This window comes from Streptomyces lonarensis (assembly GCF_012033735.1).
GTDB lineage: Bacteria > Actinomycetota > Actinomycetes > Streptomycetales > Streptomycetaceae > Streptomyces > Streptomyces lonarensis.
Map to the genome: position 1 here is coordinate 6,620 of NZ_JAAVJD010000070.1, position 16,472 is coordinate 23,091.

Genomic DNA, 16,472 nt, shown 5'->3' on the forward strand with positions numbered 1-16,472 from the left:
CCCCCCCCCCCCCCCCCCCCCCCACCAGCCTAGATCTCCGGCCGCCCCCGGCCCCCGCGCTGCGCCGGGCCGGGACCGCCCTCACGGCGCCGGCAGCGCCGCCCCGGCGGCCGCGGGCTCCAGCCTGACCACCACCGACTTGCTGGTCGGGGTGTTGGAGACGTCCGCGGTGGAGTCCAGCGGCACCAGCACGTTGGTCTCCGGATAGTAGGCCGCCGCGCAACCGCGGGCCGTCGGGTAGTGCATCACCAGGAACCCCGGCGCCCGGCGCTCCACCCCGTCCCGCCACTCGCTGACCAGGTCGACGTAGTCCCCGTCGGCCAGGCCGAGTCCGGCGGCGTCGTCGGGGTTGACCATCACCACCCGCCGCCCGCCCCGCACCCCCCGGTAGCGGTCGTCGAGTCCGTAGATCGTGGTGTTGTACTGGTCGTGCGAGCGCAGCGTCTGCAGCAGCAGCCGCCCCTCGCCCACCTCGGGGAACTCGACCGGTGCGGCGGTGAAGTTGGCCTTGCCCGTGGCCGTGGGGAACCGCCGCTCGTCGCGGGGCGCGTGCGGCAGAGCGAACCCGCCCGGCCGGCGCACCCGCTCGTTGAACCCCTCGAACCCCGGCACCACCCGGGCTATCCGGTCCCGTACCAGGTCGTAGTCGCGCTCGAACTCCTCCCAGGGCGTGGCCGAACGGTCCCCGAGCACCAGCCGCGCCAGCCGGCAGACGATCGCCGTCTCCGACAGCAGCCCGCGGTCCGCCGGGGCGAGCCGGCCGCGCGAGGCGTGGACCATCCCCATGGAGTCCTCCACGGTGACGAACTGCTCCCGGCCGCCGCTGCCGTCCCGCTCGGTGCGGCCCAGCGTCGGCAGGATCAGCGCCCGCGCACCGGTGACGCAGTGGGAGCGGTTGAGCTTGGTGGAGACGTGGACGGTCAGCGCGGCGCGCCGCACGGCGTCCTCGGTCACGGCGGTGTCGGGCGAGGCCGCGACGAAGTTGCCGCCCATCGCGAAGAAGACCCGGACCCGGCCGTCGCGCATCGCGCGGATCGAGTCGACCGTGTCCAGGCCGTGCTCCCGCGGCGGCGAGAAGGAGAACTCCTTCTCCAGCGCGTCGAGGAAGGCGGGCGCGGGCCGCTCGAAGATCCCCATCGTGCGGTCGCCCTGCACGTTGGAGTGGCCGCGCACCGGGCAGACCCCCGCCCCCGGCCTGCCGATGTCGCCGCGCAGCAGCAGCAGGTTGACGATCTCCCGGATCGTGGGCACCGAGTGCTTGTGCTGGGTGAGCCCCATCGCCCAGCAGACCACCGTCGCGCGGGACTCCAGCACCATGCGGGCCATCGCCTCGATCTCCGGCCGGGTCAGGCCGGTGGCGCGCAGCGTCGTCTCCCAGTCGGCGGCGCGCGCCGCCTCGGCGTACGCCTCGAAGCCGTGGGTGTGCTCGGCGATGAACTCCTCGTCGGTGCCGCCCTCCGCCTCCAGGACCAGCCGGCTCACCATGCGGAACAGCGCCTGGTCGCCGCCGAGCCGGATCTGCAGGAAGAGGTCGGTGAGCTCGGTGCCGCCCCCGGCGAGCCCCACCGGCGACTGCGGGTTGCGGAACTTCCGCAGTCCGCTCTCCGGCAGCGGGTTGACCGTGATGATCCGGGCGCCCTCCTTCTTGGCCCGCTCCAGGGCCGAGAGCATCCGGGGATGGTTGGTCCCGGGGTTCTGTCCGGCGACCACGATCAGGTCGGCCCGGTAGAGGTCCTCCAGCAGCACGCTGCCCTTGCCGACACCGATGGTCTCGCCCAGCGCCGACCCCGACGACTCGTGGCACATGTTGGAGCAGTCCGGGAGGTTGTTGGTGCCGAACTCCCGGGCGAACAGCTGGTAGAGGAAGGCGGCCTCGTTGCTGGTCCGGCCGGAGGTGTAGAAGACCGCCTCGTCCGGCGAGTCCACCGCGCGCAGCTCTGCCGCCACCAGCTCCAGCGCGCGCTGCCAGGAGACCGGCCGGTACCGGTCGTCGCCCTCCGCCAGGTACATCGGGGTGGTGAGCCGGCCCTGCTTCCCGAGCCAGTAGCCGGAACGCCCGGCCAGGTCGGACAGCGGATGGCGCTCGAAGAAGTCGGGGGTCACCCGGTGGCGGGTGGCCTCCTCCGCCACCGCCTTGGCGCCGTTCTCGCAGAACTCGGCGGTGTGCGGCTTGTCGGGCTCGGGCCAGGCGCAGCCGGGGCAGTCGAACCCGTCGTGCTGGTTGACGCGCAGCAGGGTCAGCGCCGTGCGCCGCACCCCCATCTCCTTGCGCGCCATGTCCATGGCGTGGGCGACGGCGGGCAGCCCGGCCGCGCTCTCCCGCGGGCCCCCTCCGGTGCGCGGGGCGTCCTGTATCGGATCACCCGAAGGCGGCTGCGGCATGGTGCGTCTCCCGTCGGCCGGAACGTCTTCCCTCGATCGTGCCACGCCGACCGGTCGGGCGGCACCGGCCGGAGCACCCCGGCCGGGCGGCGGCGCGAGTCGCTGCGCGGGCGTCGGCGCCCGGGGCTGTCGGCGGTCCGTGGGAGGATGCGCGGGTGGCTGAGAACACGGTGAGCAACGCAGAGCAGACGACCGATTCCGCGCCCCGGCGGCTGATGCTGCTGGACGGCCATTCGCTGGCCTACCGGGCGTTCTTCGCCCTGCCCGCGGAGAACTTCACCACGGCGGTGGGCCAGCCCACCAACGCGATCTACGGGTTCACCTCCATGCTCGCCAACACCGTGCGTGACGAGGCCCCGACGCACCTCGCCGTCGCCTTCGACGTCTCCCGCAAGACCTGGCGCTCCGAGCGCTTCCCCGAGTACAAGGCGACCCGCTCCGCCACCCCCGACGCCTTCCGCGGCCAGGTGGAGCTGATCGGCGAACTGCTGGACGCCATGGCGGTGCGGCGGTTCGCGGTCGACGGCTTCGAGGCCGACGACGTGATCGCCACCCTCGCCACCCGGGCGGCCGCTGACGGCTACGAGGTGCTGATCGTCACCGGGGACCGGGACAACTTCCAGCTGGTGACCGACGACGTCACCGTGCTCTACCCCACCAAGGGCGTCTCCGAGCTGACCCGCTTCACCCCGGACAAGATCGAGGAGAAGTACGGCCTGCGCCCCGCGCAGTACCCGGACTTCGCCGCGCTGCGCGGCGACCCCTCCGACAACCTCCCCGGCATCCCCGGGGTCGGGGAGAAGACCGCCACCAAGTGGATCACCCAGTTCGGCTCGCTGGACGAACTCCTGACGCGCGCCGAGGAGGTCAAGGGCAAGGCGGGCCAGAACCTCCGCGACAACCTGGAGAACGTGCGGCTCAACCGCGAGCTGACCGAGATGGTGCGGGACGTCGAACTGCCCGCCGGCCCTGCCGACCTCGCACGCGCGGCCTTCGACCGCGACGCCGTCAGCGTGCTGCTGGACTCGCTGGAGTTCCGCAACCAGAACCTCCGCGAGCGGCTGTTCGCGATGGACCCCAGCGGCTCGCCGGAGGAGCAGGGGGCCCCCGCCCCGGGCGTCGCCGTCGACGGCACCGTCCTGGCCACCGGTGAGCTGCCGCAGTGGCTCGACGCCCACGGCGACGGCCCCCTCGGAGTGGCGACCAAGGACGTCTGGGCGTTGGGCACCGGCTCGGTGCACGCGGTCGCGCTGGCCACCGCGGCGGGCCCCGCCGCCTGGTTCGATCCCGCCGAGCTCGACGAGGCCGACGACCGGGCCTTCGCGGCCTGGGTGGCGGACCCCGAGCGGCCCAAGGTCGTCCACGGCGTCAAGCAGCTCCAGCGGGTCCTCGCCGACCACGGCTGGCGGCTGGCCGGCGCGGACACCGACACCGCCCTCGCCGCCTACCTGGTGCAGCCCGGGCGTCGCTCCTTCGCGCTGGAGGGGCTGAGCCTGGAGTTCCTCGGCCGCGAGCTGGCCCCGGCCACCCCGGACGACGGCCAGCTCGCCTTCGGCGTCGAGGACGCCGCGGAGGCGGACGCGCTGATGCAGCAGGCGCGCACCGTGCTCGACCTCGGCACCGCCCTCACCGAGCGGTTGCGCGAGGTGGGCGCGCTGGAGCTGCTGCGCGACATCGAGCTCCCCACCTCCGAGCTGCTGGCCCGCATGGAACGCGCCGGCATCGCCGCCGACCGCGCGGCGCTCGGCGCGCTGGAGCAGCGGTTCGCCGCCGCCGTCCAGGAGTCCGTGGCGGCCGCGCACGCGGCGGTGGGCCACGAGTTCAACCTCGGCTCGCCCAAGCAGCTCCAGGAGGTGCTCTTCGGCGAGCTCAACCTCCCGAAGACGAAGAAGACGAAGACCGGGTACACCACCGACGCGGACGCCCTGGCCTGGCTCGCCGGCCAGACCGAGCACGAGCTGCCGGTGCTCATGCTCCGCCACCGCGAGCAGTCCCGGCTGCGGACGACGGTCGAGGGCCTGATCAAGACGATCGCCGCCGACGGCCGCATCCACACCACCTTCAGCCAGACGGTGGCCGCCACCGGCCGCCTCTCCTCCACCGAGCCCAACCTGCAGAACGTCCCGGTCCGCACCGAGGAGGGCCGCGCCATTCGCGGTGCCTTCGTGGTGGGGGAGGGGTACGAGTCGCTGCTGACCGCCGACTACAGCCAGATCGAGCTGCGGGTCATGGCGCACCTCTCCGAGGACGAGGGGCTGCTGGAGGCGTTCACCTCCGGCGAGGACCTCCACGACACGGTGGCCTCGCAGGTCTTCGGGGTGCCGCGCGACCAGGTCGACCCCGAGATGCGCCGCAAGACCAAGGCGATGAGCTACGGCCTCGCGTACGGCCTCTCCGCCTTCGGGCTCTCCCAGCAGCTCTCGGTGAGCCCCGAGGAGGCGCGGGCGCTGATGGACACCTACTTCGAGCGGTTCGGCGGCGTGCGGGACTTCCTGCAGCGCGCGGTGCAGGAGGCCACGGGCGTCGGCTACACCGAGACGCTGCTCGGCCGCCGCCGCTACCTCCCCGACCTCACCAGCTCCAACCGCCAGCGCCGCGAGATGGCGGAGCGGATGGCGCTCAACGCGCCGATCCAGGGCACCGCCGCCGACATCGTCAAGATCGCGATGCTGAAGGTGGACGCGGCGCTGGCCGCCGAGGGGCTGCGCTCCCGGCTGCTGCTCCAGGTCCACGACGAGATCGTCCTGGAACTCGCCCCGGGCGAGCGGGAGCCGGTGGAAGCGCTGGTGCGCCGCGAGATGTCGGGCGCCGTCGCGCTGCGGGCCCCGCTGGACGTCTCCGTCGGGGTCGGCGACACCTGGGAGAGCGCCGCGCACTGACGCGGTCGCCGGCCGCGTCGAGCGCCGACCGCGTGCACCGCCCGCACCCGGGGGTGGCGCGGGTCACTCCGCCGGGGTAGTCGTTGTCCGTTGCGTGCCGGAAAGCGCCCTTTTGCTGCGCTCGTGCGGCGAAGCGCGCATTGACCCGGCTGCAATGCGCCCGTATGCTATAAGGCGCGCTGCGGGCCTGTGTGCCTCGGACGGAGCAGGCCGCGCTCGTATCTGTTGTATGTCCCTCGGTGGTCGAGGCGCATTCCGGATCGTCCGTCACGGATGATCACGGAAGCGCTTCTTGGGCTGTCTGGCTTCGGCGGTGCGAAAAGGGTCCACAGCGTAGTAGTGCCTACGACTCTTTGTCCGTACCGGAGCCCTTTCACACATGACGAGCAGCACCGAGAGCACCGTGACCACCCCGCAGGTTGCGGTAAACGACATCGGTTCCGAGGAAGACTTCCTCGCCGCGATCGACGAGACGATCAAGTACTTCAACGACGGCGACATCGTCGACGGCGTCATCGTGAAGGTCGACCGGGACGAGGTCCTGCTCGACATCGGTTACAAGACCGAGGGCGTCATCCCTTCCCGCGAGCTGTCGATCAAGCACGACGTCGACCCCAACGAGGTCGTCGCAGTCGGTGACGAGATCGAAGCCCTTGTTCTCCAGAAGGAGGACAAGGAAGGCCGCCTGATCCTCTCGAAGAAGCGCGCCCAGTACGAGCGCGCCTGGGGCACCATCGAGAAGATCAAGGAAGAGGACGGGATCGTCACCGGTACCGTCATCGAGGTCGTCAAGGGTGGTCTCATCCTCGACATCGGCCTCCGCGGCTTCCTCCCGGCCTCCCTGGTCGAGATGCGCCGCGTGCGCGACCTCCAGCCCTACGTGGGCAAGGAGCTCGAGGCCAAGATCATCGAGCTGGACAAGAACCGCAACAACGTGGTCCTGTCCCGCCGCGCCTGGCTGGAGCAGACCCAGAGCGAGGTCCGCCAGACCTTCCTCACCACCCTCCAGAAGGGTCAGGTGCGCTCCGGCGTCGTCTCCTCCATCGTCAACTTCGGTGCCTTCGTGGACCTGGGTGGCGTGGACGGCCTGGTGCACGTCTCCGAGCTGTCCTGGAAGCACATCGACCACCCCTCCGAGGTCGTCGAGGTCGGCCAGGAGGTCACGGTCGAGGTCCTGGACGTCGACATGGACCGCGAGCGCGTCTCCCTGTCGCTCAAGGCGACCCAGGAAGACCCGTGGCAGCAGTTCGCCCGGACCCACCAGATCGGCCAGGTCGTCCCCGGCAAGGTCACCAAGCTGGTGCCGTTCGGTGCGTTCGTCCGCGTGGACGAGGGCATCGAGGGCCTGGTCCACATCTCCGAGCTGGCCGAGCGCCACGTGGAGATCCCGGAGCAGGTCGTCCAGGTCAACGACGAGATCTTCGTCAAGGTCATCGACATCGACCTGGAGCGTCGCCGGATCAGCCTCTCGCTGAAGCAGGCGAACGAGAACTTCGGCGCCGACCCGATGGCCGTCGAGTTCGACCCGACCCTGTACGGCATGGCCGCGTCCTACGACGACCAGGGCAACTACATCTACCCCGAGGGCTTCGACCCCGAGGCCAACGACTGGCTCGAGGGCTTCGACAAGCAGCGCGAGGAGTGGGAGCGTCAGTACTCCGACGCCCAGACGCGCTTCGAGCAGCACCAGGCCCAGGTCATCAAGTCCCGCGAGGCGGACGCCCAGGCCGAGGCCGAGGGCACCGAGACCGGCGGCGCTGCGGCGTCCGGCGGTTCCGGTAGCGCTTCCTCCGGTGGTGGCTCGTACTCCTCCACCTCCAGCGAGGACTCGGGCGCCCTGGCCTCCGACGAGGCCCTGGCCGCGCTCCGTGAGAAGCTGGCCGGCGGCCAGAGCTGATCACCCGCTGCCCTCGGGCAGCGCCGCGTGAGGCGGATTCACTCGGCCCCCGCGACCTTCCGGTCGGGGGGGCCGAGCCGCGTCCGGGGCCGCCTCGTCGCACGCCGTCCGCGGCCCGGTCGGGGTGTGGGCAGGGGCCCCGTGCGGGAACCCTGTCACCGGGGGCCGTTACTCTCTGCCCTGTCCGGGAATGCGCTCACCCTCACAGGCGTTCTGCCGGACACGGAACGAAGTGGAAGGGGTGCGGCGCCGTGCGCGATCCGCAGGAGTTGTACGCGTGGGACCCGGAAGGGTTGCGTCGCGCCCAGGCGGCAGTAGCGGCGCCGGACGCCGGCGGGCTGGTGATGCTCTACCACTTCAACGGCTTCATCGACGCCGGTGAGACCGGCGCCCAGCTGGTGGAACGGTTGCTCGACGCCGACGGCGACGCCGCGCGCGCCGAGGCGGGCGACGGCCTGGCCGGCGGGACGGAGCCGGACCTGGCGGTGGAGCTGGGGCTGGACCGCGCCGGGGAGGGCGACCTGCCCAGCGGCCCCGCCGAGGACGGGACGGGCGAGCCCGCCCGCGCCGGGGCGGACGAGCCGCCGACGGGCGGCGCGGGCGGCGCGGACGACGGTGCCGAGGAGGCGGAGCAACCCGCCGAGGGCGAGCAGCGCCTCCCGGGCACGGTGGTCGCCCGCTTCGACCACGACCGCCTGGTGGACTACCGGGCCCGGCGTCCCGCGATGGTGTTCCGGCGCGACCGCTGGGCCGGCTACGAGCAGCCGCAGCTGGAACTGCGGTTGCTGGAGGACGCCACCGGCCAGCCCTTCCTGCTGCTCAGCGGCCCGGAGCCGGACGTCGAATGGGACAGCTTCACCGCCGCCGTCCGGCAGATCGTGGACCGTCTCGGCGTCCGGCTGGCCATGACCTTCCACGGCATCCCGATGGGCGTGCCCCACACGCGGCCGGTGGGGCTCACCCCGCACGGCACCCGCGTCGATCTCGTCCCCACCCAGCCGGGACTCTTCACCGAGGCGCAGGTGCCCGGCAGCGCCGCCGCCCTGACGGAGCTGCGGCTCGGCAACGCCGGCCACGACGTCCTCGGCATCGCGGCCCACGTGCCGCACTACCTCGCCCGGTCGCGCTACCCGGACGCCACCCTGGTGGTGCTGGAGACGATCACCGCCGCCACCGGGCTGGTGCTGCCCCGCGCCGCCCACGCGCTGCGGGCGGCCGCCGCCGCGACGCAGGACGAGATCGAGCGGGAGATCGCCCAGGGCGACGCCGAACTGGTCGCCGTCGTCCGCGGGCTGGAGCAGCAGTACGACGCCGTCGCGGGGGCGGAGGGACGCCGCAGCCTGATGGCCGAGCCCTCCGAGCTGCCGTCCGCCGAGGAGCTCGGCGCGGTGTTCGAGCGGTTCCTCGCGGAGCGGGATGACGGTGAGGACGGCCCCCCGGCCCCCGGTCGGTGACGCCCGCCCGCCGCCCCCGCCCTCCCGGCGGGGGCGGCGGCACGTCGGCCCCGCCGGGAGGGCGTCCGCTACGCTGCGGGCATGGTGACTGTGGGACTGACCGGAGGCATCGGCTCGGGCAAGAGCACGGTGGTGCGGCTGCTCGCCGGCCACGGTGCGGTGGTGGTCGACGCGGACGTCGTCGCCCGGGAGGTCGTCGCGCCGGGCAGCCCCGGACTGGCCGCGGTCGCCGCGGAGTTCGGTGCGGGGGTCCTCGCCGCCGACGGCTCGCTCGACCGCCCCGCTCTCGCCGAGGTCGTCTTCAACGACCCCGAGCGGCTCGCCGCGCTCAACGCGATCGTGCACCCGCTGGTGGCCGAGCGCTCGGCGGCGCTCCAGGCCGCCGCCCCCGCCGACTCCGTGGTCGTGCACGACGTGCCGCTGCTGACGGAGAACGGCCTCGCCGGCCGCTACGACCTGGTAGTGGTGGTCGACGTCCCCGAGGAGTTGCAACTCGACCGGCTGACCCGGCTGCGGGGGATGACGCCGCAGGAGGCCCGGGGGCGGATGGCCGCCCAGGCAGAGCGCGGGGAGCGGCTGGCCGTGGCCGACGTGGTGGTGCCCAACACCGGCACGACGGCGGAGCTCGCCGACCGGGTCGCGGAGCTGTGGCACGAGCTGGCCGCCCGTGCCGCGGCAGGGCCGCCCGCCGCCGGCCGCTGACCACCGTGCGGCTCCCCGCCCCCGCCCGGCCGGCCTCCGTTCCGCTGCCGGCAGCGCTGCCGCCCCTGCGTCCGACGGCGGCTGTCCGGCCCTGACGGGATATCAACCGGTGTGCGCCGGAGCGGTTTTGGTGCCCGCTGACGCGGCTCGTAGTATCCGCCAAATGATCATAGGAAGACGGCTGGCGGCCACCCTGAGCGGTGTGTTCGCGGCCCTGACAGTGGGCGCGACCGCGTCCCCCGTGGCGGCGGAGCCCCGCCCCTCGCAGGACCCCCCGAAGGTCCAGCTCGTCCTCGACGTCAGCGGCTCCATGGGGGAGAGCTACAGCGCGGGACAGACCCGCATGGACGCCGCCAAGCAGGCGTTCAACGAGGTCATCGACGGCCTGCCGGAGACCGTGCACCTCGGTATCCGCACCCTCGGCGCCAACTTCCGCGGTGAGGAGATGGACGACGAGGCCTGCCGCGACAGCGAGCAGATCTACCCCGTCGGCCGGGTCGCCAAGGCCGAGGCCAAGGAAGCGGTCGCCGCGCTGGAGCCCACCGGGTTCACCCCGATCAGCCACGCGCTGCGGGAGGCCGTCGAGGACTTCGGCGGCGACAGCGACAATTCGCGGCGGATCGTGCTCATCACCGACGGAGAAGAGACCTGCGGACCGCCCGACCCCTGCGAGGTGGCCCGGGAACTGGCCGCCGAGGGCATCCGGCTGACGGTCGACACGCTCGGCCTCACCCCGAAGGACGACAAGGTCCGCACCCAGCTCAGCTGCATCGCCGAGGCGACCGGCGGCACCTACACCGCCGTGCAGGACGTCGACCAGCTCACCGAGCGGCTCGGCCAGCTGGTCGACCGCTCCGCCGAGGTCGTCGTCGAGGCGCCCACCGCCGTCGAGGGCGCCGGTGACGACTGCGCCGCCGCCCCGCTGCTGCGCGCCGGCGTCTACAGCGACCGCGAGGAGATGGGGGAGCACCGCTACTACCGGGTGCAGCTCGCCCCCGGCCGGGAGCTGCGCGCCTCGGTCAGCGTCGCCGCCGACCGCCCGGTGGACCGCGACTACGCCGTCATGCTCCGCCTGCTCGACGAGGACGGCCAGGAACTCGCCCGCGGCCGGGAGGCCGGCCACGGCCGGACCGACGTGATCTCCACCGGGCTGCGCTACCCCTGGGCCGAGCGCGCGGCGCTCCCCGAGGCCGACGCCGACGGGGGCTCGTCCGCCTCTCCGTCGCCGACCCCGTCGGGTGACACCGATGGCGACCGCGACGGCGAGGAGAGCGTGCTCTGCCTGGAGGTCAGCAACGCCTTCTCCGCGCCCGATTCGGTGCAGCGTGCTCCCGGCATGCCGGTGGAGCTGACCGTCGACCTGGTGGCCGCCGCCGACAGCCCCTCCGACGTGGCCGCCTTCGGCCTCGCCCGGGGCTGGGTGCCGCTGGTGCTGCTGACCGTGACCGGCCTGGTGGCCGGCGTGGTCTGGGGACTCGTCCGGAGGGTGTTCGCATGAGCCGCCACACGACCGCCCGCCGCGCGACCGCCCGGCGCTCCGCCCGGCCGCTGACGGCGCTCGCCCTCGCCGCGGGCCTGCTGCTGGGCACGGCGCCCGCCGTGCTCGCCCAGGACGCCGAGACCCCCGCCGGGGAGGAGGACGGCACGGACGGCGACGCCGACCCGGCCGCCGAACCCACCGAGGCGGGGACCGGGTTCCGCGACGCCGCCGTGCTGGGGGAGTCCGGCCGGGGCACCGCCCGCGCCACCGTGGGCGAGTTCCTCTACTGGGCGTTCCCCGTCGCCGCCGGCCACGACGCGACGGTCGACGCCGTGATCACCTTCGAGGACGAGGGGGACCGCAGCGGCCCCAGCGTCTGGCAGATCGACGTCCACGACGGGCTGCGCCGCAAGCAGGCGTGCGTCGGCGGGGACGCCACGGTGGAGGCCGCCGCCGACGCGTCCGAGGTCACCCTGGGCTGCGCGCTGCGGACCGTCCGGTCCTGGGCCGAGCCGTGGTCGGGCGACCCGCTGCCGGGCGCCTACTACGTGCGGCTCACCGCGGTGGAACTCCCCGAGGAGGATCTCGGCCTGCCCGTCTCGGTGGTGGTCCGCACCACCACCGAGGACGCCGGAGGCGCCCACGCCCGCGGCGGCGAGCTGGGTGCCCCGCTGGTCCCGACCCCGCGGGCCGGCTCGCTGGACACCGGTGAGAGCTCCGCGACGACCGAGGAGGCGGAGGGCGAGGAGGCCGGTTCCGACGCGGACGCGGCCGACCCGACCACCGACGACGGGGTGCGGTTCGCCGGTGTCGTCGCGGAGCCCGACGGCGGTTGGAACGGCGGCTGGTGGTCCGACCGCTGGCTGTGGACGGTCGGCGGCGGGCTGCTGGGAGCGCTGGCCGCACTCGGCGGCTACGCAGTGGTGCGCCACCCCCGCGTGCGCGGCTGAGCGGATTCCGAGGACGGTGGGACCGGTGCGCGGCACCGGTCCCACCGTTCGTGCGTGCGGGGACCGCTCGGCCCCGCGACGAGAGCCGGTCGGCCCTTGGCGCAGGAAGATGCGCCCCCTCATGCATCGTGTTGCATCGGAGTTGCAACGGAACGGTATAGGCCCTGTGTTCGGCTTGAACTCGCCCCTAGCATCGGGTCCCCGTGGCCAGTGGGACACGGGCGAAGAACGTGCAGGGGGAGTGCGTCATGCTCGCAGCGGAAGTACCCGCGGAAGATTTCACCTATGGCCTGATCACGCCGGTGTTCGCCTTCCTCATGGCCGTCGTCGGCAGCGCCCTGGGACTGCGCTGCACGACCCGGGCGCTGAGCAGCGAACGCAACCGCCGGCCGGGATGGCTGGCGCTGGGGGCCCTGGCGATCGGTACCGGCATCTTCACGATGCACTTCATCGCGATGATGGGCTTCACCGTCCCGTCGATGAACCTGACCTACGACCTCGGCATCACCTACGCCAGCCTCGCGGTGGCGGTCGGGGTGGTCGGGGTCGGCGTGTTCCTGGTCGGCTACGCGCCCCGCAGCAACCTCACGCTCGCCGCCGGCGGCGTGATCACGGGGCTGGGCGTCGCCGCCATGCACTACATGGGCATGGCCGGGATGGACATGGCCGGCGTCATGCGGTTCGACACGGTGACCGTCGGCATCTCGGTGGCCATCGCGGTGGTGGCCGCCACCGTCGCGCTGTGGTTCGCCGTCAATGTCAGCGGCTTCGCCGCCTCGCTGGGGGCCAGCGCCATCATGGGCGTCGCGGTCACCGGCATGCACTACGCGGGGATGGCCGCCGTCTCGGTCCACACGCACGGCGCCGCCACCACCGGCGGCGGCCACGCGCAGGTGGAGATCCTCATGCCGGCACTGGTGGTGCCGATCGTCGTCCTCGTCTTCGTCGGCCTCTTCGTCGGCCTGGACCCGATGACGGTGCAGGACATCCACGAGCGGATGAACCAGGACGACAAGGATGGCACGGGCGACGCGGGGCGCGGGGGCGCCCGGCCGGCCGCGCGAGTCGAGCCCCGCGCCACCGGCGCCGGACCGGGCGCCGTACGGTGACACGGTGACGTCCCTGAACGAAGACCACCGCGAAGAGCCGCCTGCCCGAGGGCAGTTCGGCCCCGAGGCCACCGTCGAGATCGACCCCCGCCGTGTCCGCGGCGCCCGCTGCACCTACGCGCCCGAGCACGACGGGGAGCCCGATCCCGGCGAGGTCGTGTGGACCTGGGTGCCCTACGAGGAGAACGACGGCCGCGGCAAGGACCGTCCCGTGCTGGTGGTGGCGCACGAGGACGGCCCCGGACTCCTCGCGCTCCAGCTCACCTCGCGCCCCCGGGAGAACGACCACGAGTGGTTCTCCCTGGGGACGGGCCCCTGGGACCGCCAGGGGCGCGAGTCCTGGGTGGACCTCGACCGGGTGCTCCGCATCCACCCGCAGGGCATGCGCCGCGAGGCGTGCGCCCTGGACCGGGCACGGTTCCAGGCCGTTGCCCATCGGCTCCAGCAGCTGTACGGCTGGAGCTGACGCGACACCCCTCGCCGCTGCGCCCCGACACGTACCCGGCGGGTCGTCCCTCCCGCTCGTCGCACCCGCTCGCCCGGCATGGCCCGCCACGCCCCGCCGGGTGCGCCGCCGTGCGGTGGCCGCGGCCTAGGCTGCGGCCATGACGGACACCTCACAGCCCTCGGCGGACGCGCAGGACGCCCCGACGCCGCTCCGGCCGCTCCCGGCGGACTGGGATCGCGCCCTGGCCATCGCCGCCCACCCCGACGACCTGGAGTACGGGGCCGCGGCCGCCGTCGCGGAGTGGACCGCCGCCGGCAAGGACGTCGCGTACCTGCTCGTGACCCGGGGCGAGGCGGGTATCGACGGGATCGAGCCCGAGCGGTGCGGCCCGCTGCGGGAGCGCGAGCAGCGGGCCGGCGCCGAGCGGGTGGGTGTCCGGGCGGTGGAGTTCCTGGACCACCGCGACGGCGTCGTCGAGGGCGGTGTCGCCCTGCGGCGGGAACTGGCCGCCGCGATCCGCCGCCACCGGCCGCAGCTCCTGGTCACGCTGAACCACCGGGAGCACTTCGGCGACCGGGCGGCGCTCAACACCCCCGACCACCGCGCCGTCGGCCAGGCGGCCATCGACGCCGCCGGGGACGCGGGCAACCGCTGGATCTTCCGCGAGCAGCTCGACACCGCCGCTTTCCGGGCCGACCCCGGCAGCGCCTCCGGGCCGGGGCAGGACGGGCGGCTCGCCCCCTGGAACGGCGTGCGGTGGATCGCGGTGGCAGCGTCCCCACAGGCCACCCATGCCCAGCCGGTCGGTGAGGAGTCCCTGCGGCGCGCGGTCGCCTCGCTGGGGGAACACCGCGCCTACCTGGAAGGGCTGGGCGTCGACCCCGGCCCCTACGCCGCCGACCTCGTCGAGGGGGCGGCGGACGCGGCGGCGGAGCGGTTCGACGGGCGCCGCTGCGTGCCCTTCGAGCTCTTCCCGCGCTGACCCGCCCGCCCGGCCCCCGCCGGTCTGCCTCCGCAGCCCGGCCGGGCCTTCCCGCAGGCCGCCCCCGCGGCGGGCCGATGGTCCCGAAACGGACGGCACCACGTCCCGCCGGAATTCCTTCCGGTCGCCTTTCGCTGTGACGTGTCGCACCCGGAATCCGGCCTTTACTAACCTGCATAGCGGAAATGCGGGACCGAGGTCCGGGACCTTTGTCCCGGCGCGGCGGGGAATTGTGCCGTGCCGGTTCCGGTATCTCGGCCGAGGAGTCGTTCCCTCCCCCGGTCCCGGCCGCCGTGCGCCGCTTGGGCTCGCCGGTGCGGCGGTCGCGGGCCCCTGCGCGGGCAGCTCCGGAAGGGACCAATTTCCCCCGTCGAAATCTACGGCCGTTGTTAGTGGAAAGCACTGTTTGAAGCCTCCGGAAAAGCCCTCTATCAATGGTGGTGGCGCTCGAAGAAATCCGGCGCCCCCCACACATCGGAGGATTCACCGGAATGTCCCGCACTCACCTGTCCCGCGCCTTCCTTCCCCGGCTCCGCAGCCGGGCCGGAACCCTGACCATCGGCGCCTGCGCCGCGGCCCTCCTGGCCGGCGGCGGGGTCGCGCAGGCGACCGGCAACGCGGACCTCTTCGGCACCAGCAGCTCCACCGAGCTGGCGCACTACGCGGCCACCCAGGCCGATCTGCGGCAGAGCGGCTCCGCCACGGACGCCAAGCTGGCCATCGACGGCAAGGCGACCGAGGTGCAGACCGCCGTCGACCGCGCGGCGAAGCAGGCCGAGGCCGAGAAGGCCGCCGAGGCCAAGGCGGCCAAGGAGAAGAAGGCGGCCGAGCAGAAGGCCAACGGCTGGACCGCCCCGATCTCCGGCGGCTACACCATCAGCGCGACCTACGGCAACAGCGGCAACCGCTGGGCCGCGGGCCACAGCGGCCAGGACTACGCCGTCTCCAGCGGCACCGCCGTGCACTCGGTCGCCAAGGGCACCGTCGTCAAGGCCGGCGGCAACGGCGCCGGCGACGGCCCCGCCTACGGCAACGCCGTGGTGGTGAAGCACGAGAACGGCACCTACTCCCAGTACGCGCACCTCTCCAACGTCCAGGTCTCCGTCGGCGACCAGGTGACGTCGGGCGAGCAGATAGCCCGCTCCGGCAACACCGGCAACAGCAGCGGCCCCCACCTGCACCTGGAGATCCGCACCACCCCGGACTACGGCTCGGCGATCGACCCTGCCAAGTTCCTGCGGGACAAGGGCGTCGGCTGACGCCGGACAGGAGAACCGCTGCGCACCGACGGGCCGGCGGCCGGGCGAGGAGCCCGGCCGCCGGCCCGTCGCCGCGGTGTGTCAGGAGACCGGTTCCGGCGACCTCACCCCGGAGCTCAGCGCCGCCCGCACCACGTCGGGGTAGTCGGTGATGATGCCGTCGACGCCGAGCCCGGCCAGCGCGAAGGCGGTGGGCCCGTCGTTGACCGTCCAGACGTTCACCTGGAGCGTGCGGCCGTGCGCGCCCCGCAGCTCCTTGATCGCCGCCACGTAGTCGGCGGTCACCGTGGTGTGGCGGGGGTTGATCTGGTCGACGTACTCCGCGTGGCGGGGCAGCTCCGCCACCGGGGGATTGCCCAGCAGCCCGGTCCGGACCCGCGGGGCCAGCTCGTGGAGAACCCGGACCGAGGCGGCGTCGAAGCTCTGCACCACCAGGGCGGTGCGCAGGGTGCGGGGGGTCAGCCAGCCGTGCTCCCGCAGCTCGGCGACGATGTCGGCCTCGATCCCGGGGTACAGCTCCGGCGACTTCACCTCCAGCAGCAGCTTCTGCCCGTGCTCCGCCATGCGGTCCAGCACCTCGCCGAGCGTGGGGACCCGCTCGCCCGCGAAGTCGGGCCCGTACCAGGAGCCGGCGTCGAGCTCGGCGATCTCCGGGTAGGAGAAGTCCGTCAGCGCCCACGGCGCGCGGTCGGGATGGCGCTCCGGTGCGTCGGTGGTGCGGGCCAGGTCGTTGTCGTGCAGCACCACCAGCTCGCCGTCACCGGCGCGCTGGACGTCCACCTCCACCCATTCCACGTCCAGCTCGGCGGCGGCGTCCACCGCGGCCAGCGTGTTCTCCGGGGCGTGGCCGGAGGCGCCGCGGTGGGCGACCACGTCCGGCCCGGGGCCGTGCGCGGGCGCCGGTGCGCCCGCCGCCGCGTGGGCCGGCCC

At 73.5% G+C, this 16,472-nt stretch carries 12 protein-coding genes; 10 read left to right on the plus strand and 2 right to left on the minus strand.

Going from position 1 to position 16,472, the window contains the following annotated elements; translation table 11 throughout:
- Positions 1-81: 81 nt before the first annotated feature.
- Entirely contained in the window at positions 82-2,382 is a 2,301-nt protein-coding gene (locus HCN56_RS11505; protein ID WP_167970019.1) for an FdhF/YdeP family oxidoreductase, read from the minus strand.
- Positions 2,383-2,597: 215 nt separating this feature from the next.
- Between HCN56_RS11505 and polA the strand changes: the two genes are divergently transcribed.
- From polA to HCN56_RS11555, 10 genes are all read left to right on the plus strand, one after another.
- On the plus strand, positions 2,598-5,261 hold the full coding sequence (gene polA, locus HCN56_RS11510) for a DNA polymerase I (protein WP_167970056.1): 2,664 nt from the start codon (positions 2,598-2,600) through the stop codon (positions 5,259-5,261).
- A gap of 379 nt (positions 5,262-5,640) precedes the next feature.
- A complete protein-coding gene (rpsA, locus tag HCN56_RS11515) occupies positions 5,641-7,158 on the plus strand; it encodes a 30S ribosomal protein S1 (protein ID WP_167970022.1) in 1,518 nt (505 codons plus the stop codon).
- 521 nt (positions 7,159-7,679) lie between these two features.
- Positions 7,680-8,612: a PAC2 family protein gene (locus HCN56_RS11520; RefSeq protein ID WP_446696831.1), complete on the plus strand. Its 933-nt coding sequence runs from the start codon at positions 7,680-7,682 to the stop codon at positions 8,610-8,612.
- 81 nt (positions 8,613-8,693) lie between these two features.
- Positions 8,694-9,314, plus strand: coding sequence for a dephospho-CoA kinase (coaE, locus tag HCN56_RS11525; protein ID WP_167970034.1), 621 nt, complete (start codon positions 8,694-8,696; stop codon positions 9,312-9,314).
- Positions 9,315-9,477: 163 nt separating this feature from the next.
- Positions 9,478-10,812, plus strand: a complete 1,335-nt coding sequence (locus HCN56_RS11530) for a VWA domain-containing protein (protein WP_167970044.1) — start codon at positions 9,478-9,480, stop codon at positions 10,810-10,812.
- Entirely contained in the window at positions 10,809-11,744 is a 936-nt protein-coding gene (locus HCN56_RS11535) for a hypothetical protein (protein ID WP_167970046.1), read from the plus strand. The genes HCN56_RS11530 and HCN56_RS11535 overlap by 4 nt, the downstream gene beginning before the upstream one ends.
- A 203-nt stretch (positions 11,745-11,947) precedes the next feature.
- On the plus strand, positions 11,948-12,853 hold the full coding sequence (locus HCN56_RS11540) for an MHYT domain-containing protein (RefSeq protein WP_376770864.1): 906 nt from the start codon (positions 11,948-11,950) through the stop codon (positions 12,851-12,853).
- Between the two features lie 4 nt (positions 12,854-12,857).
- Complete coding sequence (locus tag HCN56_RS11545) at positions 12,858-13,319, plus strand: type II toxin-antitoxin system PemK/MazF family toxin (RefSeq protein ID WP_312871188.1); 462 nt, start codon at positions 12,858-12,860, stop codon at positions 13,317-13,319.
- A gap of 139 nt (positions 13,320-13,458) precedes the next feature.
- The gene (locus HCN56_RS11550) at positions 13,459-14,283 is read left to right on the plus strand and encodes a PIG-L deacetylase family protein (protein ID WP_167970050.1); all 825 of its coding nucleotides are present in this window, start codon (positions 13,459-13,461) and stop codon (positions 14,281-14,283) included.
- Positions 14,284-14,774: 491 nt separating this feature from the next.
- The gene (locus tag HCN56_RS11555) at positions 14,775-15,542 is read left to right on the plus strand and encodes a M23 family metallopeptidase (RefSeq protein WP_167970052.1); all 768 of its coding nucleotides are present in this window, start codon (positions 14,775-14,777) and stop codon (positions 15,540-15,542) included.
- Between the two features lie 81 nt (positions 15,543-15,623).
- Here the strand turns inward: HCN56_RS11555 and HCN56_RS11560 are convergent.
- On the minus strand, positions 15,624-16,472 hold an 849-nt coding region (locus tag HCN56_RS11560), incomplete at its 5' end, for a glycerophosphodiester phosphodiesterase (RefSeq protein WP_167970054.1).